This is a genomic window from Bradyrhizobium sp. HKCCYLS20291, from assembly GCF_051167715.1.
In the GTDB taxonomy this organism is placed as follows: Bacteria; Pseudomonadota; Alphaproteobacteria; order Rhizobiales; family Xanthobacteraceae; genus Bradyrhizobium.
The window spans coordinates 376441-397095 of sequence record NZ_JBNPTO010000005.1 but is presented as its reverse complement, the minus strand read 5'-3'; the positions used below and the strand labels follow the sequence as shown (position 1 = coordinate 397095).

Annotated in this window: 20 protein-coding genes; 14 read left to right on the top strand and 6 right to left on the bottom strand. The window is 64.2% G+C overall.

The genetic code is table 11. The annotated features are described in order from the left end of the window. Positions 1-1623, top strand: coding sequence for a gamma-glutamyltransferase (gene ggt / locus ACQR07_RS14770; protein WP_434902993.1), 1623 nt, complete (start codon positions 1-3; stop codon positions 1621-1623). Positions 1624-2208: 585 nt separating this feature from the next. Next, positions 2209-3330 carry a mandelate racemase/muconate lactonizing enzyme family protein gene (locus ACQR07_RS14765; protein ID WP_434902992.1) on the top strand — a complete coding sequence of 374 codons (1122 nt, stop codon included), beginning with the start codon at positions 2209-2211 and terminating at the stop codon, positions 3328-3330. Between the two features lie 131 nt (positions 3331-3461). Here ACQR07_RS14765 and ACQR07_RS14760 read toward each other — a convergent pair whose 3' ends face one another. Next, positions 3462-4439, bottom strand: coding sequence for a LysR family transcriptional regulator (locus ACQR07_RS14760; RefSeq protein ID WP_434902991.1), 978 nt, complete (start codon positions 4437-4439; stop codon positions 3462-3464). Between the two features lie 102 nt (positions 4440-4541). Here ACQR07_RS14760 and ACQR07_RS14755 point away from each other — a divergent pair, with 102 nt between their 5' ends. The 12 genes from ACQR07_RS14755 (at position 4542) to ACQR07_RS14700 (ending at position 15007) form a co-directional block, all read left to right on the top strand. Beyond that, positions 4542-5486 carry a ketopantoate reductase family protein gene (locus tag ACQR07_RS14755; protein ID WP_434902990.1) on the top strand — a complete coding sequence of 315 codons (945 nt, stop codon included), beginning with the start codon at positions 4542-4544 and terminating at the stop codon, positions 5484-5486. A 4-nt stretch (positions 5487-5490) separates the two neighbouring features. Then, positions 5491-5877: a VOC family protein gene (locus tag ACQR07_RS14750; RefSeq protein ID WP_434902989.1), complete on the top strand. Its 387-nt coding sequence runs from the start codon at positions 5491-5493 to the stop codon at positions 5875-5877. 19 nt (positions 5878-5896) lie between these two features. Further along, a complete protein-coding gene (locus tag ACQR07_RS14745) occupies positions 5897-6367 on the top strand; it encodes a MaoC family dehydratase (RefSeq protein ID WP_434902988.1) in 471 nt (156 codons plus the stop codon). Continuing rightward, the gene (locus ACQR07_RS14740; protein WP_434902987.1) at positions 6364-7605 is read left to right on the top strand and encodes a CaiB/BaiF CoA transferase family protein; all 1242 of its coding nucleotides are present in this window, start codon (positions 6364-6366) and stop codon (positions 7603-7605) included. Before ACQR07_RS14745 ends, ACQR07_RS14740 begins: the two co-directional genes overlap by 4 nt. Positions 7606-7608: 3 nt before the next feature. Then, a complete protein-coding gene (gene aroE, locus ACQR07_RS14735; protein WP_434902986.1) occupies positions 7609-8436 on the top strand; it encodes a shikimate dehydrogenase in 828 nt (275 codons plus the stop codon). Between the two features lie 12 nt (positions 8437-8448). Next, positions 8449-9312 carry a shikimate dehydrogenase gene (locus tag ACQR07_RS14730; RefSeq protein WP_434902985.1) on the top strand — a complete coding sequence of 288 codons (864 nt, stop codon included), beginning with the start codon at positions 8449-8451 and terminating at the stop codon, positions 9310-9312. Between the two features lie 51 nt (positions 9313-9363). Further along, positions 9364-10032, top strand: a complete 669-nt coding sequence (locus ACQR07_RS14725) for an amino acid ABC transporter permease (RefSeq protein WP_434902984.1) — start codon at positions 9364-9366, stop codon at positions 10030-10032. An 11-nt stretch (positions 10033-10043) separates the two neighbouring features. Next, a complete protein-coding gene (locus ACQR07_RS14720) occupies positions 10044-10700 on the top strand; it encodes an amino acid ABC transporter permease (RefSeq protein ID WP_434902983.1) in 657 nt (218 codons plus the stop codon). A 56-nt stretch (positions 10701-10756) separates the two neighbouring features. Beyond that, positions 10757-11584, top strand: a complete 828-nt coding sequence (locus ACQR07_RS14715) for a transporter substrate-binding domain-containing protein (RefSeq protein ID WP_434902982.1) — start codon at positions 10757-10759, stop codon at positions 11582-11584. A gap of 56 nt (positions 11585-11640) precedes the next feature. Continuing rightward, a complete protein-coding gene (locus ACQR07_RS14710) occupies positions 11641-12387 on the top strand; it encodes an amino acid ABC transporter ATP-binding protein (RefSeq protein WP_434902981.1) in 747 nt (248 codons plus the stop codon). Positions 12388-12763: 376 nt separating this feature from the next. Then, a complete protein-coding gene (locus tag ACQR07_RS14705) occupies positions 12764-13819 on the top strand; it encodes a sugar phosphate isomerase/epimerase family protein (RefSeq protein WP_434902980.1) in 1056 nt (351 codons plus the stop codon). Between the two features lie 12 nt (positions 13820-13831). Beyond that, the gene (locus ACQR07_RS14700) at positions 13832-15007 is read left to right on the top strand and encodes a Gfo/Idh/MocA family protein (RefSeq protein WP_434902979.1); all 1176 of its coding nucleotides are present in this window, start codon (positions 13832-13834) and stop codon (positions 15005-15007) included. Positions 15008-15058: 51 nt separating this feature from the next. Here the strand turns inward: ACQR07_RS14700 and ACQR07_RS14695 are convergent, their stop codons facing one another. Genes ACQR07_RS14695 through ACQR07_RS14675 form a run of 5 tightly spaced genes read right to left on the bottom strand, consistent with a single transcriptional unit; the run spans position 15059 to position 20645 of the window. Beyond that, positions 15059-15754 (bottom strand): class II aldolase/adducin family protein, encoded by a 696-nt coding sequence (locus ACQR07_RS14695; RefSeq protein WP_434902978.1) that lies wholly within the window; start codon positions 15752-15754, stop codon positions 15059-15061. Further along, positions 15751-17169 (bottom strand): FGGY-family carbohydrate kinase, encoded by a 1419-nt coding sequence (locus tag ACQR07_RS14690; protein WP_434902977.1) that lies wholly within the window; start codon positions 17167-17169, stop codon positions 15751-15753. Before ACQR07_RS14690 ends, ACQR07_RS14695 begins: the two co-directional genes overlap by 4 nt. Positions 17170-17177: 8 nt before the next feature. Continuing rightward, positions 17178-18185, bottom strand: a complete 1008-nt coding sequence (locus ACQR07_RS14685) for an ABC transporter permease (RefSeq protein ID WP_434902976.1) — start codon at positions 18183-18185, stop codon at positions 17178-17180. Beyond that, positions 18182-19186 (bottom strand): ABC transporter permease, encoded by a 1005-nt coding sequence (locus tag ACQR07_RS14680; RefSeq protein WP_434902975.1) that lies wholly within the window; start codon positions 19184-19186, stop codon positions 18182-18184. The genes ACQR07_RS14685 and ACQR07_RS14680 overlap by 4 nt, the downstream gene beginning before the upstream one ends. Beyond that, positions 19179-20645, bottom strand: coding sequence for a sugar ABC transporter ATP-binding protein (locus ACQR07_RS14675; RefSeq protein ID WP_434902974.1), 1467 nt, complete (start codon positions 20643-20645; stop codon positions 19179-19181). Before ACQR07_RS14675 ends, ACQR07_RS14680 begins: the two co-directional genes overlap by 8 nt. Between the last annotated feature and the right edge of the window lie 10 nt (positions 20646-20655).

Below are 20655 nucleotides of genomic sequence, written 5' to 3'. Positions count from 1 at the left end.
ATGGACATCAGCACCGGCCGGCCGGTCACGCTTGCGCCCCGCGGAATGGTGACGTCGCCGCATGCGCTGGCCTCGAGCGCAGGCGTCGACGTCCTGCGCGCCGGCGGCTCCGCCATCGATGCCGCGATCGCCACCAGCGCCGTGCTGTCGGTGGTCTATCCGCACATGACGGGCCTCGGCGGTGACGCGTTCTGGCTGATCCACGACGGCCGCAGCGGAGCGGTCAAATTCCTGAACGGCGGCGGCAAGGCGGCCGCATCGGCCTCGTTGTCAGCGTTGCGCGACCGAGGCATCAGCGAGATCCCGCTGCGCGGGATCATCCCGGCCACGCTGACGGTGCCCGGTGCTGTCGCCAGCTGGACCGAGGCGCATCGCGCCTTCGGCCGCCTGCCGCTCGCCAAGGTGCTCGACAACGCCATCGCCTACGCGCAGGACGGCTTTCCGGTCACGGCCCGGCTGGCGAGCTTCATCGAGCTGATGCGCGACGAGCTCGGCCGGCAGCCGGAGGCGGCCGCGCTGTTGATGCCCGGGGGCACTGTCCCCGCTGCGGGCGCGAGGCTCGCAAATCCGGATCTCGCCCGGACGCTGCGCGCCATCGCGGACGCGGGCTGGGACGGTTTCTATGCCGGGCCGGTGGCGGACGAGCTGACGCGGTTCTCGCGCGAGGCGGGAGGCTTCTTTTGCGACAGCGATCTGGCGCAGCAGCGGGCGAGCTGGGGCACGCCGCTCGTCGGCCGCTACCGCGGCGTCGAGATCTACAATACGCCGCCGCCGACCCAAGGCTTCTCGGTGCTCGAGATGCTCAATCTGCTCGAGCCGCACGGACTGCACGAGAAGGATCTGCTCGGTCCCGACCGCGTGCATCTGATGGTGCAGGCCAAGCAGATCGCCTATCACGACCGTGACCGCGTGCTCGCCGATCCCGCCTTCGTCGACGTGCCGGCTCAGCAGCTCATTTCCAAAGCCTATGCGGACAGCCGCGCCGGACTGATCGATCTTCGCCGCGCGCTGCGGTGGGATCAGGTCCCGTCCTATGGCAGCCTCGCTGGCGACACCGTCTATGTCGCGGTGGTCGACGGCGACGGCAACGCCGTCTCCCTGATCCAGAGCCTGTACGGTGCGTTCGGATCCTGCCTGGTCGCCGGCCGCACAGGCGTCGTGCTGCAGAATCGCAGCGCCTATTTCTCGCTCGATCCTGATCATCCCAATCGGCTCGAGCCGGGCAAGATCCCGTTGCACACGTTGATCGCCTCGATCGCCAAGCGCGATGGGCAGTTGTGGAGCGTGCTCGGCTGCATGGGAGCGGACGGACAGCCGCAGATTCAGTTGCAGCTTTATTCGGCGATGATCGATCACGGCCTCGATATCCAGGAAGCGATCGAGCTGCCGCGCTTCCTCTCCGGCCGCTTCGGCCTCGGCGAAGCCCGGGATACGCTCCATATGGAAGGGCGTTTCCCGGAAGAGACTGTCAAGGATCTGGCGCAGCGCGGCCACGTCCTCAACCGCTGGGGCGCATGGAACGAGATGGCCGGCCATGCCCACGGCATTACGCGCGACCTGCAGAGTGGCATCCTGGCCGGAGGCTCCGATCCTCGGAGCGACGGTGCTGCGCTCGGCTGGTAGTTCTGGACAGGTGCGATCCCAACGATGGCATCCCCAGTGTCGTGGCGCTTCGCCGACGATGGGCCGGCTCTCCATACCAGAAAACTGGCCTGCCCTGTGATCCGGCCGTTCGGTGATCGGCATTGTGTCGGCGTCAGCGGATATCTTCGACGCCTTTGGCCACGGGCCTGCTTCGCTACACTGCTGGCGAAGATTTGCGCAAGGAAGGCGGACTCTAACGAATCTTCTGATTCACTTCGCGAGCTGGCTCGTTCTTAGGTAAGAAAACAGGGCCGGCAAAGTTGCGCCGCAAACGTTCGAGCGCGTCCTCGATTTTGTGTATACTGCGCGAGCGGGAGGTTTCTTCCGATCGCACCATCCGGCTCGATGCCGTTCTGAAGAACTTTCCGGACCGTGCGGCGGTGTCGGCGAGCCTGCGCAAGAACGGCCTCGGCGTGGAACGGCTCGATCGGCTGACCACGGCCAAGGGGACACCATGGAAAGCCCGCTTTCCGGTGTTCACGACATCAAGCAGGAGGGTGACTTCGCGGAGGCCGACTGAGATCAGGTTCCGCGTTGTCTCATCCTGATCGCAGGATCTGCAACATGGCTGACAGCTTCACCATTCGTGAGGTCGCGGCGTTCTGCTATCGGTATCCCCTGGCAACCCCGGTGGTGACGTCGTTCGGCAAAATGCTTGACCGTCCTGCGGTCTTCGTTCGCGTTGTCGATGAAGGCGGCGTCGAGGGCTGGGGTGAAGCCTGGTCGAACTTTCCCGCGCCGGGCGCGGAGCATCGTGCCCGGCTGGTCAACGAGGTGCTTGCTCCTGGCCTCGTCGGGCACACATTCGACAGTCCTGCTCAGGCTTTCGAGACCCTGACCAGGGGTACGGAAGTTCTGGCGCTTCAATGCGGCGAACCCGGTCCGTTCGCGCAGGCGATCTCGGGCATCGATCTTGCGTTATGGGATCTCTGCGCGCGTCGTCAGCGGCTGCCGCTATGGCGACTGCTTGGCGGACAGTCGCGCAAGATCAAGGTCTATGCCAGCGGCATCAATCCCGGCGCTGCCGCGCAAACGGCTGAGGCCGCGGTCAAGCGTGGTCATCGTGCGCTGAAGCTCAAGGTCGGTTTCGCCACGGAGACCGATCTTGCCAATTTGAATGCGTTGCGCGAGATCATCGGCGCCGGCATGCTTGCCGCCGATGCCAATCAGGGCTGGTCAGTCGCGCAGGCGATGGAGATGCTGCCGCGGCTTGCCGAATTCGGTCTGCGTTGGCTGGAGGAGCCGATCCGCGCCGATCGTCCGCGTGAGGAATGGCGCAGGCTGCATGCCGAAGCGACGATGCCGCTGGCCGCCGGCGAAAACATTTCCGGCGTCGAAGCATTCAGGCACGTCTTGTCTGAAGACGTGCTCGGCGTGGTCCAACCCGACATCGCCAAATGGGGGGGCCTCAGCACCTGTGCCGTGCTGGCTCGCGACATCCTGAGGGCAGGCAAGACGTTTTGCCCGCATTATCTCGGCGGCGGTCTCGGCCTGCTTGCGTCGGCGCATCTTCTTGCCGGAGTGGGCGGTGATGGCTGGCTCGAAATCGACACCAACGACAACCCGTTGCGCGATTTGTTTTGCGGCTCGATCATCAACGTGAGGGAAGGTACGGTCGAACTGGATGAAACTCCGGGGCTCGGAATAGTGCCTGATCTTTCCTGTATCGAGCGCTATCGCAGCTAGACGAGAGATTTCCGGCTTCCGCTACATCGGAACAGGGCAAGTCGGATGTCGGTAGCAGCTGGCGCAAACCGGGCGTTCAGCTTTGGTCATATGGCAAGCAACGTTAAAAGCCGACTTCAACAAGTGCTCCACTACGACTGCAAAACGCGTGGCCTTCGTTTTGGCCGACTCGAACGATGGAGACCTCGTACTTCCTGCTGTTGAAAGAGCTCCGCACAGACACCACGCAACCATTGGCTGGCGGGATCGTGATGGAAACGGGCGTGCCAATATTGCTTTACCGTGAACCCCGAGATCTTCAGCGGGCAGTCAAGCACGTGCAGTCCATAGTAGTGAGCCAGCGTCTCGCCAATGTGCCTCGGAAGCGTGGCGACCAGATCGGTCGTCCCGACGATGGCGGGTAGTCCTAAAAACCCGGGTAGCTCGAGCGCAACCTCAAGGACTATCCGCTGGTCCCGTAGCGCGCCAGCGAGCAGCTGATGTCCCGTGCCGGAGCGAATGAGGACGTGTGCCTCGCGCCTGAAATCCTTTGGCGTTATGCGGTCGCGGATTCGCGCGTGTTTGGCGCTCGTCAAACAGACCCAGTCCTGCGGAAAGAGCGCCTGCTGGAAGTGCCCGGCGTCGAGATCCGAGATGTAGCCGAGTGCAAGATCGGCCTCACCGGATTGCAGCATCCGTGGAGTGTCAGCGCCGATCTGCCTGGCCTCGATACGGACGCCAGGAGCAACGCGGCGGACGTGAGCGAGAATGGACGGGAGCAGCGTGACATGGCTTGCATCCGTCATGCAGATGGCGAACCGGCGCTTCGCAGTGGTCGGATCGAAGTCGGTGCGAAGCTCCGCGAGACGACGCAGCATCTCCAAGGCCTGCCTTGCCGTGCCGATGAGGGCCTCGGCGCGCGGGGTCGGCAGCATCCCTTCCGCTGACCGGACGAAGAGCGGATCGTCCAATTCCCTGCGCAGCCGTGCCAGCCAGATCGAGATCGTCGGCTGACTTTGACCGAGCTTCTCGGCCGCTTTGGTGACGCTGCCCGTGGTGAACAATGCGTCGAACAGCCTGAGCAGGCGAGGGTCGAGCAGGCTGGTCTCGGCATCATCCGGGTGCGTCATTGCGAAACACAATAATGGATATAAAGACCATAGCATATCGTAATGTGAGCCGGCCTGATACCAACCCACCCCAACGCCGGCAGGCGAGGGAGAGGCGTTCGGATGAGGATCTGCTTCATAGGAGCAGGGGCCCTTGGCTCGACCATTGGGGGTACGCTGGCGCGCGGCGGGGCCGAGGTCTGGCTGATTGATCCGTTCCAGGCTCATGTCGACGCAATCAATGCCTCGGGCCTGCGGATGCTCGAAGGTGACGCCGAGAGCGTTGTGAAGGTCAGGGCCTGCACCTCAGCCGCCGAGCTGGGCGCGGAGGCAGACCTCCTGATCGTCCTGGTCAAATCCTACCACACGCGGGATGCCATCCGGGCGGCAGCGCCGATCATCGGGCCGCGGACCGTGGTGATGTCGCTTCAGAACGGCCTTGGCCACGAGGACATCCTGTCGGAGGAGGTCGGTCGTGACCGCGTCATGGCGGGCAAGACCTACATCGGCGGGGTTCTGCTCGGCCCTGGCCGTGTTCGCTCGGGGGTCATGGGAAAGGAAACGGTCATCGGCGAACTCGACGGCAGCGTGACGGAACGCGCCCGGCGGATTTCCGAGACTTTCAATCGCGCCGGCATCCTCACGCAGCTCAGCGACAACATCCTGGGCGCGATGTGGGACAAGCTCTTTATCAACGTCGCCGGCGGTGGGGTAACCGCCATTACCGGTCTGACCTATGGCGGCCTCTATTCGCTCCCGATTCTGGAAGAGTGCGCGCTGGCCGCAATCTCGGAGGGCATCTCGGTCGCGCAAGCCGCCGGCGTGAAGATCTCGATTACCGAACCGCGACGGGCCTGGACGATGGCGTCTGCTGGACTGCCGCCCGAATTCAAGACGTCCATGCTGCAGAGCTTGCAGTCCGGCAATCTGACCGAGGTCGACTACATCCACGGCTCCGTCGTGCGTTGGGGCGCCAGGCTCAACGTGCCGACCCCGGTCAACTCCACTCTCGTCGCGCTGGTCAAGGGCATCGAGTACGCCCGCTGCGACTATCCTGGAAAGGCCTGAGACGATGTCGCTGCCGCGCGCTTATGTCGAGCACGTCGCGATCCGCGTGCCCGACGTCGATCGTCACGTCGGCTTCTTTCGCGACGTGCTCGGTCTCGCCATTCGCGACGAGCAACCTGCGGACGCCGGACGTCCGCGCCAGGTATGGGTGCTCGGAAGCGTGCAGCTGATCGAAGATCCGAACTTTGTCGGACCAGAGGGGCGTCTCGCTCATCTCGGCATCATGGTCGATGATTTCGACGGCGTGCTGATCCGCGCTGCGGCCTGGGGCGCCAAGGCGTTGCCTGCCGGGCCGAACTGGCTTGAGCTGCCGGGCGGGCTCAACGTCGAAATCCTACAAGCCAGCGTAGGCGCCGTTGAAGCCGCCCTGGCGATTAATCCCCGCGCCTAGACTAAGAAAGAGACGCGCCATGACCGATGAGCGCTACTGGGACGATGCCAAGGTGGGTGACGAATGCATCACGCCCTCGGTGACGGTCACCGAAGCGATGGTGAATGCCTATGCCGAACTGACCGGCGATTTTACGCCCGTTCATGTCGACGAGGAATACGCCAAGACCACGCCATTCGGCACGCGGGTCGCCCACGGGCTGTTCGGTCTGTCGCTTGCCGACGGCTTGAAGACCCGTGCCGACTACCGCTTCCTTCCGGGAATGTCGCTGGGCTGGACGTGGGATTTCAAGCTGCCGATCAAGCTCGGCGACACCGTGCACGTGAAATTCCGTGTCGGTTCGATGCGCGCCACAAGGCGTGATGGGTGGGGCATCGTTGTGCTGCCCTCCGAGCTGATCAATCAGCGCGGCGAGGTGGTGCAGCTAGGTGAGCATCGGCTGATGATTCCGATGCGCCCAAAGGGCAACTCCGTAGGAGAGCAGGCATGACCGCGCAAGATCTGCCGCTCCAGGATCTGCCACTCAAAGGCATTCGTGTCATCGACTACAGCCATTTCCTGGCCGGCCCCTTCATGGGCCGTTGCCTCGCGGCGATGGGTGCAGATGTCATCAAGGTCGAGCGTCCGAAGCAGGGCGATGCGGGCCGCGCCCACGGCTATTTCAAGGACGGACAATCCGGTTACTTCCTGCAGCAGAACATGGGCAAGCAGGGATTGTGCATCGACCTCCGCGATACGCGTGGTCTCGACCTGATGATGAAGCTGGTCGACACGGCCGACGTCTTCATCGAGAACTACCGCCCCGGCGCGCTCGAACGTCTCGGGCTCGGCTACAAGGCGCTGGCGGCGCGCAATCCGAGACTGATCTACTGCTCCGTCTCCGCCTACGGCCACACCGGTCCCTATGCCGACCGTCCGGGTTTCGGCCTGATCGCAGAGGCGATGTCGGGTGCCTTGGCGCAGCTGGGCAATCCCGGCGAAACGCCGCCGCTGCTGCGGATGCCACTGGCCGACATGTACACCGGCATTCATGGTGTCGCAGCAATCAATGCAGCTCTTGTCGGTCGTGCGTCGTCCGGACGAGGCCAGCATATCGATCTCGCGCTATACGATTGCATGGTCTCCATGCACGACTATGCGGTTCAGCGTTACTTCCTCTCGGGCGGCACCGACTTGCCGAAGCAGACCGGCAGCGGACAGCCGGACTCGACTGTCTACGGAGTCTTCCCGGCCAGGGACGGCAACCTTGTCATTGCCGCGCAGGTCGATGATGCATGGCGACGGCTGGCAACGCTGATCGGCGGGAGCGTGCTGGCATCTGACGAGCGCTTCGCCAAGCCTGCCGCGCGGAACGCCCATTATGCCGAAGCGATGGAGATTGTGCGCAATTGGACGCTGTCGCAGCCGTCTCGGAATGCCTGCCTTGCTGCACTCGATAAAGCAGGTGTGCCGTCCGCTCCTGTGCAGACGATCGAAGAGGTCGTGAACGATCCGCAGGTCCACGCCCGCGGCATGCTGATCGAGCAGGAGCATCCGGTGCTCGGCAAGGTGACGCTGCCGAACCTGCCGTTCCGCTTCTCCGACTGTGACACGACGGTGCGCACCTCGGCGCCTCTGCTCGGCCAGGACAATCGACGCATTGCCGCCTCGCTCGGTTTTTCGGCGGAGAATGTCGATGCGATGGTCCGCGACGGCATTCTCTACAGCGAAGCCGCCGTGAAGGAGTGAGCGATGACTGACCGCTATGCCGTCATAGGCAATCCGATCGGGTTCACGAAGTCCCCCTTCATCCACGGCACGTTCGCCGACGCAACCGGACAGGACCTTTCCTATGAAGCAATCGAAGCCCCGCTTGGAGACTTTGCCGGACGGGTCGATCAATTTCGCGCTGAGGGCGCCAAGGGGCTGAACGTCACCGCTCCATTCAAGCTTGACGCCTTCGTCTATGCGACGGAGCTGTCGGACAGCGCAAAGCAGGCCGGCGCCGTGAACTGCCTGAAGTTCGAGGGCGACCGGATCATTGCCGAGAATTTTGACGGTGTCGGCCTCGTGCGCGACATCACGGTGAACCTCGGTGTGACGATGAAAGGCCGCCGCGTCCTGATGCTGGGCGCCGGAGGAGCTGCGCGTGGTGCGCTGCTGCCGTTCCTGCGCCAGCAGCCGTCAGAGCTGGTGCTCGTCAATCGAACGCTGTCCAAAGCTGTGGCCCTGGCTGAGGAGTTCGCCGGCCGTGGTCCGCTGATTGTTAGCGGCTATGCAGGACTGGCCGACCTTGCCGAAGGCTATGACATCGTTGTCAACGCGACCTCGGCCAGCCTGCGTGGCGAAATGCCACCGGTTCCAGGGAATGTCTTCCAGGGCGCAAAGCTGGCGTACGAACTCGCCTACGGCAAGGGATTGACGCCTTTTCTACGTGCCGCCCGCGCCGAACGTGTAGCCAAGCTGGCGGACGGCGTCGGCATGCTGGTCGAGCAGGCGGCGGAAGCCTTTGTTTGGTGGCGCGGCGTTCGCCCGAGCACGGCTGAGGTGATCGCCAAGCTGACCGTTCCCTTGAGCTGACGGGGCAGCGGCATGTTGGCGGTTCATCCGAAGTCCAGCTTTCTCGTCGGCCTGATCGGCAGCGGCATCGCGGCATCCCGCACCCCGCGCATGCACGAAGCCGCGGCCGACGCCGCTGGCATCCGATATCTCTACAAGAAGATCGACCTCGCAGAGTTGAAGCTCGGCGTGGAGACATTGCCGGAATTGCTCGAGGCCGCAACGCGGATGGGCTTCGACGGGTTGAACGTGACCCATCCCTGCAAGCAGGCGATCCTTCCGCTGTTGGACGAGCTTTCGCCGGACGCCAAGGCGCTTGGCGCCGTGAACACCGTCGTCATCAGGAACGGTCGACTGATCGGCCACAACACGGACTGGTTCGGTTTCGCGGAGAATTTTCGCCGCAACATGCAGGGCGCGCCGCTCGGCCGCGTCGTCCAGTTCGGAGCGGGTGGGGCAGGCGCCGCAGTTGCGTTCGCGCTCATGAAGCTCGGCGTGCAGTATCTGACGATCATCGACGTCGACCTGGCCAAGGCGCAGAGCGTGGTCGACGGGTTGTCGTCTCGATTCGAAAGGGGACGCCTGAAGGTCGGCGAGGATGTCGCAGCCGCCGTGGCTGCCGCGGACGGAATCGTCAACGCGACGCCGATCGGCATGGACAAGTATCCAGGGACGCCGCTACCGGCAGCCTTGCTGCGTCCGAGTCTCTGGGTCGCCGAGATCATCTACTTCCCGCTGGAGACCGCACTGCTCCGCGCAGCGCGAGCCCTGGGCTGCCGCACGCTTGATGGCGGTGGCATGGCGATCTTCCAGGGCACCGAAGCATTCCGCCTGTTCACGGGCATCTCACCTGATCCAGACATCTTCTTTGCAACTTTCGCATCCCTGGGAGGGTGACACCCGGCCGATGGGCGAGCGGTACGCACAACGCCCGAGAGGAAACGCAGGATGGGCTACACGCTCGATTTCTCGGTGGTTTGGCATGCGATGCCCGCGCTGCTGTTGGGTTGCGTGGGTACGTCGGGCCTTGCGCTTGCCGGAATGACGCTCGCGATGATGATCGGTGTCGCCGGTGTCGCGGCGCGCGATGCGAAGGCGGCCTGGTTGCGTGCTCTGGTGATCGGCTTCGTTGAGATCGTGCGCAATACACCTTTCCTGGTGCAGATCTTCTTTCTGTTCTTCGCCCTGCCGCTCATCGGATTGAAGCTCAACCCGACGGCCACCGCCATTATCGCACTCGGTGTCAATGGCGGCGCCTACGCCATCGAGATCATCCGCGGCGGGGTACAGTCCATTCACAAAGGACAGTTGGAGGCCGGTTACGCTCTGGGGTTGCACAGAGGACAGGTCTTCCGGTTCATCGTCCTCAAGCCCGCGCTCCGCGCGATCTATCCCTCGCTGACCGGTCAGTTCATCATGCTGACGCTGACCTCGTCGATCTGTTCGGCGGTGTCGGCTTATGAATTGACGTCGGTTGCTCAGCGCATCGAAAGCGACACGTTCCGCAGCTTCGAGGTCTACTTCTCCGTCACCTTCCTCTACCTCGCGATCTCCTGGCTGTTGATGCTGGGCTTCGCCGCCATCTCTCATCGCTTCTTGTCGTATCCGACACGCTGAGGGGGGAGATCATGGCACCGCATTTCGGCCTCCCTGAGTTCGGTTTCCTGCTGCGTGGGCTGCAATGGACGATGCTGCTGACGCTGGTCGCGTTTGCGGGCGGTTGCACCGCGGGGCTGGCCGTCGCACTGCTGCGTACCTGTGGTCACAAGGGCGTGGAGTGGGCCGTCCGCATCTATATCGGGATTTTCCAGGGCACTCCGCTGCTGCTGCAGCTTTTCGTCGTGTACTACGGACTGGCGTTGACCGGGCTGAAGCTCGACGCCTTCGTCGCGGTGGCGATCGGCTTCACCGTGAATGCCTCGGCCTTTCTTGGCGAGATCTGGCGCGGCGCGATACAGGCCGTGCCGCGCGGCCAGACCGAGGCGGCGATGGCGCTCGGGCTGCATTATTCATCCCGCATGCGCGACATCGTGCTGCCGCAGGCGATCCGCATCTCGCTGCCGGCAACCATCGGCTATCTCGTGCAGCTCATCAAGGGCACCTCGCTCGCCGCGATCGTCGGATTCATCGAACTCGCCCGCGCCGGCCAGATCGTATCGAATCAGACCTTCCAGCCGCTGCTCGTCTTCGGCGTGGTCGGCGCAATGTATTTCGTCCTCTGCTGGCCACTCTCATGGTGGGGCAGCCGGATGGAGGCCAGGCTTTCCCCAGCAAATCAAAGGTAGGAGCGGCACACCTGCCCAATCAAAACACAGCCGCCGCAAAGAGGAGGAGAAAGAAAATGCTACATTCGATCATTCGCCGCCACCTTGGAATCGCGCTGCTCGCATTGGCAGCTGTAGCCACCGCGGGCAAAGTGCAGGCCGGGACGTTGGACGACGTGAAGAAGAAGGGAGTCGTCGTCATCGGTATTCAGGGCGACAATCCTCCTTGGGGCTACGTCGATAGTTCGGGAAAGCAGGACGGCATCGATGCTGACATGGGGCGCGCCTTCGCTGAATTTCTTGGCGTCAAGGCCGAGTTCACGCCGCTGGCCGTGGCTAATCGTATCCCTGCTCTGACCACGGGCCGCGTTGACATCCTGTTCGCGACCATGGCGATGCTGCCGGACCGCGCCAAGGCGGTGCAGTATTCCAAGCCGTATGTCGCCAACGAGATCACGCTTGTTGCCGCGAAGGCAACGCCGATCAGCAGCAATGCGGATATGGGCAAATACGTCATCGGCGTTCCGCGCTCGTCCACGCAAGATACACAGGTCACCAACAACGCCCCGTCGGGCACCGAGATCCGCCGATTCGACGATGACGCGGCCACCATACAGGCGCTGCTTTCCGGGCAGGTCCAGGCCGTCGGCGCAAACCTGTTCTACCCGCAGCGTCTGAACGCAGCAAAGCCAGACCTCGGATTCGAGCCCAAGCTCCACTTCACCGCGCTGTACAATGGCGCATGCACGCGGCTGGGCGAGAAGGAGTGGAACGAGACGGTCAACAAGTTCATCGACCAGATCAAGTCGGACGGCAGGCTGGCCGCCTTCTACGCCAAATGGATGAAGGTGCCCGTGCCGGCCTTCCCAGACTCGATCACCGGCGTTCCGTTCACCGTCCAGTAGCCACGCGAGCGGCCGGCGCGATCTGCGTCGGCCGCCGCTCGATAGCGGAGGCCAGCATGCAGGACCAGACCCTGATCGAAATGAAGGGCGTACAGAAGTGGTACGGCGGGTACCAGGCTCTGCGCAACGTCGATCTCACCGTGCGCAGGGGTGAAAAGATCGTGCTCTGCGGTCCATCCGGTTCGGGCAAGTCGACGCTGATCCGCTGCATCAACCGGCTGGAGCCGATCCAGCAGGGCAGTATCGTGGTGAACGGTCATCGGCTGGACGACAGCATCAAGGCGATTGACGTTGTACGGCAGGACGTCGGGATGGTGTTTCAGAGCTTCAATCTTTTTCCGCATATGACGGTGCTGCAGAACTGCATGCTCGCCCCCATTCGCGCGCGCCGTGTCAGCAAGACTGAGGCGGAAGCGACGGCGCGAAGATATCTCGAGCGCGTGCGCATCGGTGACCAGGCCGAGAAGTATCCGGCCCAGCTCTCAGGCGGTCAGCAGCAACGTGTCGCGATCGCGCGTGCGCTCTGCATGCAGCCCAAGGTCATGCTGTTTGATGAACCGACCTCGGCTCTCGATCCCGAAATGGTCAAGGAGGTGCTCGATACGATGATCGGCCTCGCCAACGACGGCATGACCATGATCTGCGTCACCCACGAGATGGGCTTTGCCCGTCAAGTGGCCGACCGCGTGATCTTCATGGCTGAAGGCCAGATCATCGAAGAAGGCGCGCCGGAGGCTTTCTTCGGCGATCCACAGCATGCCCGCACCAGGCAGTTTCTTGGTGAGATTCTTGCCCATCATTGAACGGAGAGGCTGGGCCTGGAGCGCAACAGTTGACTTTCCTCGCCCTCTTCGCCCCCCTCATGCGTAGGAGAGGATGAGATATCGCAGATTTGGCTGGTGTGGGGAGAGGCGGTAGCGCTCCAGCGCTACCAAAAGGTTTGGGTGCCGTTCGGTCCGAGCCGCGGTTGATTCTTAACTCTCGGCCCGTCAACGGCGGCACTGTGGGCGCGGATGAGCATTCGCGCGCCGTAGCCGCTGGTCCGCCCCAATGGCGCACGGCGGCAATCGTCGTGAACAGCGCGATGATTCCGCCCTAGCCGTAGGGTCGGTCTCGGTGGCACACTCGCATGCCTCGAGCACGCGCTTGAGGGAACCCACGACAGAAGGGGAGCATGCGATGAAGCCGATCAAGGGACCCGGATTGTTTCTGGCCCAGTTCGCCGGGGACGCGGCGCCGTTCAATTCCTTCGATGCGATCTGCGGGTGGGCGGCGTCCCTCGGATATCAGGGGGTTCAGATCCCGACCTGGGATGGCAGGCTCTTCGACCTCACCAAGGCATCCGAGTCGCAGGACTATGCCGACGAGGTGAAGGGCATTGCGGCGCGGCATGGATTGGCGATCACCGAGCTCTCGACCCATCTCCAGGGCCAGCTGGTTGCCGTTCACCCAGCCTACGATGCGGCCTTTGACGGGTTCGCAGCGCCGGAGGTCCGCGGCAATCCAACGGCGCGCGCGGCTTGGGCCGTCGACCAGGTGAAGCGGGCGATCCTGGCGTCGCGTCGGCTCGGGCTCACCGCCCACGCGACCTTCTCCGGCGCACTGGCGTGGCCCTACATCTACCCGTGGCCGCAGCGTCCGCCCGGACTCGTCGAGGCCGCGTTCGACGAGCTCGCCAGGCGCTGGCGGCCGATCCTCGATCATGCCGAGGAGCACGGGGTCGACATCGCCTATGAAATCCACCCCGGCGAGGACCTGCACGATGGCGTCTCCTATGAGATGTTCCTGCAGCGGGTGAGCAACCACAAGCGCGCCAACCTGCTGTACGATCCCTCGCACTTCGTGCTGCAGCAGCTCGACTATCTCGACTACATCGACATCTATCACGAGCGCATCAAGGCCTTCCACGTCAAGGACGCCGAGTTCAACCCGACCGGACGCCAGGGCGTGTACGGCGGATTTCAGAGCTGGGTCGATCGGGCCGGCCGTTTCCGTTCGCCCGGTGATGGCCAAGTCGATTTCGGCGCGATCTTCTCCAAGCTGACGCAATATGACTATGGCAGCTGGGCCGTGCTGGAATGGGAGTGCGCCATCAAGCATCCCGAACAGGGCGCGCGCGAGGGCGCCGACTTCATCAGGAATCATATCATTGAGGTCACCGAGAAGGCCTTCGACGATTTCGCAGGTTCGGGCGCCGACGACATGGCGAACCGCAAGATGCTCGGCCTCGCCTGAGCGGAGGAGCACATGGCCATCAACGCAAGCAACGAAGCCGGTCGACGTCAGCGCATCCGGCTGGGAATGGTCGGCGGCGGGCAGGGGGCCTTCATCGGCGCCGTCCATCGCATCGCCGCACGCATCGACGACCAGTTCGAACTGGTCGCCGGGGCGCTCGCGTCCGATCCGGCCCGGGCCAAGGCATCGGCCAGGGAGATCGGCATCGCCGACGATCGCGCCTATGGCTCGTTCGAAGAGATGGCCAAGGCTGAAGCGGCGCGCGCCGACGGCATCGAGGCGGTGTCGATCGTCACGCCGAACCACATGCACGCTCCGGTCGCGAAAGCCTTTCTGCAGGCCGGCATCCACGTCATCTGCGACAAGCCGCTGACGACGACCGTGGCCGAGGCCGAAGAGCTGGTGGCTCTGGTGCGGTCGACCGGCAAGGTGTTCGTGGTGACGCACAACTACACCGGCTATCCGACGGTGCGGCAGGCGCGGGCGATGGTCGCAAGTGGTGAGCTCGGCGACATCCGGCTGGTGCAGGCCGAATATCTTCAGGACTGGCTGACCGAGCGGCTGGAGCAGAGCGATCACAAGCAGGCGGCGTGGCGCACCGACCCGGCCCGCTCCGGCCCGGGCGGCTGCATCGGCGACATCGGCACGCACGCCTATAATCTCGCCTGCTTTGTCAGCGGCCTCGAACTGGATGAACTGCTCGCGCAGCTGTCGACCTTCGTCGAGGGACGGCGGCTCGATGATGACGTCCAGATTCTGCTGAGATGGAAGGGCGGAGCCAAGGGCCTGCTCTGGGCAAGCCAGGTCGCGGTCGGCAACGAGAACGGCCTGACGCTGCGCGTCTATGGCAGCAAGGGCGGCCTCGAATGGGCCCAGGAGAATCCGAACCAGCTCTGGTTCACGCCGCATGGGCGGCCCAAGCAGCTCCTGACCCGCGGCGGCGCGGGCGCGCTCCATGACGCGGCTCGCGTCACCCGCGTGCCCTCGGGTCACCCCGAAGGCTATCTCGAAGGTTTTGCGACGATCTATGCCGAGGCCGCGCTCGCCATTCGAGCAGCAAGGGCCGGAGCAAAGCCGGATCGCGAGGTCCTGTTCCCGACCGTCGAGGATGGCCTCGCCGGTGTGAAGTTCATCGATGCGGCGGTGAGATCATCGGCGCGGAAAGGCGCGTGGGTATCAATGACGTGACGAGCCCGTCATCGGCTGGGGACCAGAAAATGAGACTGCGCTCTTCGTGTCTCAGACCGACTTCAGCCGCGGCAGATCTCCCACGCCATCCAGATCCGGGGCCTGGCCATAGCCCATGCGGCGGATCTGCTCGTGGACCTGTGCCATGTCGGCCTCCGTCAGGCGCGGCGGCTCGCCGATCGCCAGCGCATGGACGTACATCTTGGCCAAGGTCTCCACCTCGACCGCGAGCCAGAGCGCCTTCTCGAAGGTCGGCCCGGTGACGATCAGTCCGTGATGGCCGAGTAGGCAGGCCTTGCGTCCGTCCAATGCGGCGAGCGCGTGGTCCGACAAGGCCTGGGTGCCGAAACAGGCATAGGGCGCGCAGCGGATGTCATTGCCGCCGGCGACCGCGACCATGTAGTGGAAGCACGGAATCGCGCGCTCGTGCACCGCCAGGATGGTGGAGAAGGTGGAGTGCGTATGCAGCACGACATTGACGTCGTCCCGCGCCTTCAGGATGTCGCGATGGAAGCGCCACTCCGATGACGGCCGATGATTGCCCTCATACTCGGCGGAAAAGTCCATCGCGACGATGTCGTCTGTGGTCATCTGCTCATAGGGCAGCGAGGTCGGTGTGATGAGCATGCCGCCGGGAATCCGGTGCGAGAGATTGCCCGACGTGCCCTGGTTGAGTCCGGTGCGATTCATTTCCCGGCAGGTTTCGACAATGCCCTGGCGAAGGATCGTGTGGTGGTCTCTGGTCATGCTGATTGCTCCGATTGGACGAGCCAGGATTGGTAGGCCTCGAGAACTTGCCTGCGCTCGGCGACGTCGTCGAGCGGGGTGGCCTCATCGAGCAGAACGCTCGAGACCGGTGCGGTACGGGACGAACGCTTCCAGAGCAGCGCGGCACCGAGCGCGGTACCATCGCGCGACTGGCTCCGCGACACGCGCTGACCCGGCCGCAGCGTCGCCAGCGCCCGCGCGAAAGGTGCATTCACTGCAAAGCCGCCGTCGATGATGACGTGCCCGCTGCTCGCCAGCTCATCGAGGCATTTGCTGGCGGTGAACGCGGCATAGAGCGCCGCCAGCGCCTGCCATTCCGACGGCGCGAGCGGCGACGGGCCCGTGATCCGGCCGCGCCGGCCGGCTCCGGGAAACAGTCCGTCGTCGCCGACGAAGGAGGGCAGCGCCAGCGTCCGCTGCGCGCAAAGCCTGGGGATCGCGGCCAGCACCGCCGCGTCGTCGGCCAGGTGGTCGCGCCGGATCAGATCATACTCCCGTCCCGTCATCGTCAGCGTCGACGGCACATTCTCGCCATCGACATCGACGTTGAGCACCATGGCCCGATCGGGATCGAGCTGGGCCGGATCGAGGCCGCGGTTGAAGCAGATCATCCAGGTCCCGGTCGACAGCACCGAGGCCTCGCGCAGGCCGGCGGCCTTGTAGCGGAACAAATTGGCGTTTGAATCGTGCGCCCCGCAAAGGATCTCGGTCGACGGCGACAGGCCGGTGCGGCGGCTCACTGCTTCGGACACCGTCCCGAGCACGGCCCCCGCCGTCTCGCGCGGCGGCAACAGCCGGTCCCAGCCTCGCGCGCGCATGATCGAGGACGGTCGCTGCCGGATCGCATCCCAGATATGGCCCTGCGCAGCCAGCTGCGAGATTTCACTCGTGGCGCGGCCACCGAGCCGCATGGCGATGTATTGCGCCGTGGTGAGATACAAGGTGGCGCGGGCAAACTCGGTCGGGAATGCGGTCTGTTGCCAGAGCAGTTGCTTGGCGAGCCGCATCGCTCCCGAACCATTGGAGCAGAACACCTCGGTGTAGGGCGGCGCGATCTCTTCATACGCGCGATCGATCTCGGGCGGCGAAACCGCCTCGTAGTCCATCATCGGCAGCACCGGCGATTGACCGTCGGTGAGCACAGCGGAGCAGCCATGCGCGGTCGCGACCACGGCCCGGATGGCGTGGCGCCGCGCGACCTCGGTCAAGGCATCGAGGAACCAGCCTTCCAGCGCCGCCAGATCGTAGGCGAGATAACGGTCGGAGGTCGTAGCAGAATTTGGAATCGACAACGTCTCGATCGGCCAGCCGTCATCGCTCGCGACCAGGAGTTTAAGGTTGCTCTTGCCGATGTCGAGGACGGCGATCCTGGAAGGTGCTGCCGCGCCGTGCATCGCAGGCCTCACCTTCGCAGCAAGGCGCGCAGATGCGGCACGGCGGCCACGGCGATGAGAGTGCCGCCCCAGATCGCCAGCGTGAGGAACTGGCTGAGGTTGAGCAGATTGAAGGCCGACGAGATCATCTGCAGGATCGCCAGCGCCAGGATCAGGCCGCCGACCTTGCCGAATCCTCCGAACGGATCGACCCCGCCCAGCACCGCGGCCAGGATCGTGACCAGGAGGTAGCTCTCGCCATAGGCAGCGTTGGCGGAATTGAACCGCGCCATCATCACGACCGCGGCGACGCCGGCGAGCAGGCTCGAATAGACGTAGAGCCGCAACAGCACGGCGCGGGTATCGACGCCGGAATAGCGTGTCGCCTTCTCGTTCGACCCGATCAGATAGACCTGGGCGCCGAATGGCGTGGCGTTGAGCAGGATCGCCACCGGAATAGCACAGAGCGCGAAGACGACGAGGGCGAACGGCACACCGAAGATGGTGCCGTTGCCGATGAAGATGATCGGATCGGGAAAGCCGGAGATCACGTTGCCGCGGGTCAGCCCGATGGCAATGCCCTTGCAGAGCGTCATGGTGCCGAGCGTGGCCAGGATAGGCGACACGCCGAGATAGGCGATCACGTAGCCGTTGATGAGTCCGATCAGCCCGGCGACGGCGAAGCCGGCGGCGATCGCCACCAGCTGCCATCCCACCCAGGCGATGCCTTCGCTGCCGGGCACCATGCGCGTCAGCACGAATGCGATGGTGAGGCCGGTGAGATTCGCCGTGGCGATGATCGAGAGATTGAGTCCCCCGGACAGCAGAGCGAGCATCATCGCCAGCGACAGGATGCCGAGCTCCGGCATCTGAAAGGCCATTGATTGCAGCGTGCTCGCCGAGAAGAAGCGGTCGCCGATCACGAGCGCGAACACGACCCACAGCGACACCAGCAGCAGGATCAGCGTCCCGATGGTGCCGCCGCCGACAAAGCGGCCGACGCGCGTGAGCAGCGAGAGCGAGGTTTCCTGCTTCATGCCCGCACTCGCCTTGCGCGCCGTTCGCGCTGCGACCACGCCGTCACCGACACCGAGATCAGGATCACGAGCCCGACGAACAGCTGCGACCAGTAGGACGACACGCCGAGCAGGATCAGCCCGTTCTGCAACACGGCGAGCAAGGTCAGGCCGAGGAACGTGCCGAACACCGTTCCGACGCCTCCCGACAGGCTGGCGCCACCGAGCACCACGGCGGCCACCACGTCGAGCTCCTTGCCGACCAGCACGGTGGGCGCCACAGATTGGGCGAGCTGCGCCTGCACCAGCGAGGCGGCACCCGCCATCACGCCCATGTAGCAGTAGACCAGCACATTGAGCCTGAAGGTGTGAAAGCCGAGCCGCTGCGCGGCGTCCGGATTGCCGCCCATCGCGTAGACCTGACGGCCGATATTGGTGCGGTTCAGCAGCAGCCAGGTCACCAGGAAGCCGATGCCGAGCACCAGGATCTGCAGGTTGACGCCGTACGAGCTGGTCGGGCCCCAATCGAACTCGAACCAGAAGATGCCGGTCGCGAACCAGTCCGGCAGCGAATAGATGTATTTGCCGCCGGTGACGAAGATCAACAGGCCGTAGAAGATGTTGAGCGTGGCGACGGAGACGATGATGGAGGGGATGCGCAGCGTCTGGATGAACAGCGCATTGATGGCGCCGAGCGCGAGGCCGACGCCGCACGCGATCGCGAACACGGTGAACCAGTTTGCGCCATAGGCATTGGCCAATGCCAGCGCGACATATTGGGCCACCGATGCGGTCGCGGTGAATGAGATGTCGATCCCGCCGGCGATCAGCACGACCAGGAGCCCGAGCGCCAGAATGCCGACGAATGCGTAGGAGGTCAGCAGATCGAACAGATTCTGCATGGTCAGAAACTGCGCGTTGGCGATGCCGAGGCCAGCACAGAGCACCAGGATGACCGCAAGCAGCCAGAATTCGTGGCTGCGCCGGAATCGTGCCAATGCGGCTTTGAGACTGTCAGGCATTGACCGCCTGTCGCAATGCCGGCTCGGAGGTTTGCGAGCACGGGACATCCACGGTCAACCGTCCGTGCCGCATCACCAGCACGCGATGGCTGTGATAGAGCACCTCGGGGATCTCATCGGATATCAGTAAGACTGCAACGCCGGCGTCCGCGAGGCGGCGAATGACGTCGTAGATGCCGTCCTTGGCGGAAATGTCCACGCCCACTGTCGGGCTGTCGAGGATGAGGACGCGTGGGTTGGTCGCCATCCACTTCGCCAGCACGACCCGCTGCTGGTTGCCGCCCGACAGTGTCTTCACCGGGTTCTCCGGATCGGACACCTTGATCCCGAGCTTGGACACCCATTGCGCGACGTGATCCTTCCGCGTCCCGGCGCTGATCAGCCCAAGCGGGCCCGCCAGGCGCTCGAGAACGGTGAGCGTGAGGTTCGAGGTGATCGACTGGTCGAGAACGAGACCCAGGGTGAGCCGGTCCTCCGGCACATAGGCGATGCCTTTGCGGATCGCGTCCGCATTGGAGGCAAGCGTGACCGGCTTTCCGTCGAGCAGGATGGCGCCGCGATCGGGCGGGTTCATGCCGAACAGCGACAGCGCCAGTTCGGTCCGGCCGGAGCCGAGCAGGCCGGTGAGGCCGAGGATCTCTCCGGACCTCAAGGTCAGATCGATATCCTCGTAGTCGCCGTCGCGACCGAGCCCCTGCAGCTCGAGCACCACCGGCGCGCCCGCGAGATTGTAGGGATGAATGTCGTAGTCGAAGGCGTGGCCGGTCATCAGATGGCTGAGCTTGCGGCTGTCGATGGTGTCGGCGGCGAAGGTGCCGACCTTGGCGCCGTCGCGCAGGACGGTGACGCGCTCGGCGATCTCGAGCACCTCGTCCAGCCGATGGCTGACGAAAACGATGCACATGCCGGCCCGCTTGAGTTCGCTGACCAAAGCGATCAGGGCATCGACCTCGTGCCGGGTCAGCGACGCCGTCGGCTCGTCCATGATGATGAGCTTGGCATCTGCCGCCAAGGCGCGGCAGATCGCGACCAGCTGGCGTCCGGCGATCGGCAGCTCGGCGACCTTGGTGTCCGGATCGAACTCGGCGCCGACCTTGGCCATCGCGTTCAGCGCAATGGTGCGCATCGCCGCCCAATCGACCTTGCGCAGGCCGCCGAGATGCTGGCCGATCGCAATGTTCTCCGCCACGGTGAGGTTGGGAAACAGCGACAGGTCCTGGTAGATCACCTGGATGCCGCAATGGGTCGAGCGGACCGGATTGAGATGCGGGTAGTCCTGGCCAGCGATCGAGATACGCCCGCCGGGCTCGGGGGCCTGCACGCCGGAAATGATCTTGATCAGCGTCGACTTGCCGGAGCCGTTTTCGCCGACCAGGCAATGCACTTCGCCGGCTTCCAACGTCAGGTCCACATTGCGAAGGGCATGGACGCCGCCGAAGCGCTTTGAAATGCCGGACATGTCCAGGAAT

Coding starts and splice junctions, on each gene's coding strand:
- ggt (WP_434902993.1), top strand. CDS start 1: ATGGACATCAGCACCGGCCGGCCGGTCACGCTTGCGCCCCGCGGAATG.
- ACQR07_RS14765 (WP_434902992.1), top strand. CDS start 2,209: ATGGCTGACAGCTTCACCATTCGTGAGGTCGCGGCGTTCTGCTATCGG.
- ACQR07_RS14760 (WP_434902991.1), bottom strand. CDS start 4,439: ATGACGCACCCGGATGATGCCGAGACCAGCCTGCTCGACCCTCGCCTG.
- ACQR07_RS14755 (WP_434902990.1), top strand. CDS start 4,542: ATGAGGATCTGCTTCATAGGAGCAGGGGCCCTTGGCTCGACCATTGGG.
- ACQR07_RS14750 (WP_434902989.1), top strand. CDS start 5,491: ATGTCGCTGCCGCGCGCTTATGTCGAGCACGTCGCGATCCGCGTGCCC.
- ACQR07_RS14745 (WP_434902988.1), top strand. CDS start 5,897: ATGACCGATGAGCGCTACTGGGACGATGCCAAGGTGGGTGACGAATGC.
- ACQR07_RS14740 (WP_434902987.1), top strand. CDS start 6,364: ATGACCGCGCAAGATCTGCCGCTCCAGGATCTGCCACTCAAAGGCATT.
- aroE (WP_434902986.1), top strand. CDS start 7,609: ATGACTGACCGCTATGCCGTCATAGGCAATCCGATCGGGTTCACGAAG.
- ACQR07_RS14730 (WP_434902985.1), top strand. CDS start 8,449: ATGTTGGCGGTTCATCCGAAGTCCAGCTTTCTCGTCGGCCTGATCGGC.
- ACQR07_RS14725 (WP_434902984.1), top strand. CDS start 9,364: ATGGGCTACACGCTCGATTTCTCGGTGGTTTGGCATGCGATGCCCGCG.
- ACQR07_RS14720 (WP_434902983.1), top strand. CDS start 10,044: ATGGCACCGCATTTCGGCCTCCCTGAGTTCGGTTTCCTGCTGCGTGGG.
- ACQR07_RS14715 (WP_434902982.1), top strand. CDS start 10,757: ATGCTACATTCGATCATTCGCCGCCACCTTGGAATCGCGCTGCTCGCA.
- ACQR07_RS14710 (WP_434902981.1), top strand. CDS start 11,641: ATGCAGGACCAGACCCTGATCGAAATGAAGGGCGTACAGAAGTGGTAC.
- ACQR07_RS14705 (WP_434902980.1), top strand. CDS start 12,764: ATGAAGCCGATCAAGGGACCCGGATTGTTTCTGGCCCAGTTCGCCGGG.
- ACQR07_RS14700 (WP_434902979.1), top strand. CDS start 13,832: ATGGCCATCAACGCAAGCAACGAAGCCGGTCGACGTCAGCGCATCCGG.
- ACQR07_RS14695 (WP_434902978.1), bottom strand. CDS start 15,754: ATGACCAGAGACCACCACACGATCCTTCGCCAGGGCATTGTCGAAACC.
- ACQR07_RS14690 (WP_434902977.1), bottom strand. CDS start 17,169: ATGCACGGCGCGGCAGCACCTTCCAGGATCGCCGTCCTCGACATCGGC.
- ACQR07_RS14685 (WP_434902976.1), bottom strand. CDS start 18,185: ATGAAGCAGGAAACCTCGCTCTCGCTGCTCACGCGCGTCGGCCGCTTT.
- ACQR07_RS14680 (WP_434902975.1), bottom strand. CDS start 19,186: ATGCCTGACAGTCTCAAAGCCGCATTGGCACGATTCCGGCGCAGCCAC.
- ACQR07_RS14675 (WP_434902974.1), bottom strand. CDS start 20,645: ATGTCCGGCATTTCAAAGCGCTTCGGCGGCGTCCATGCCCTTCGCAAT.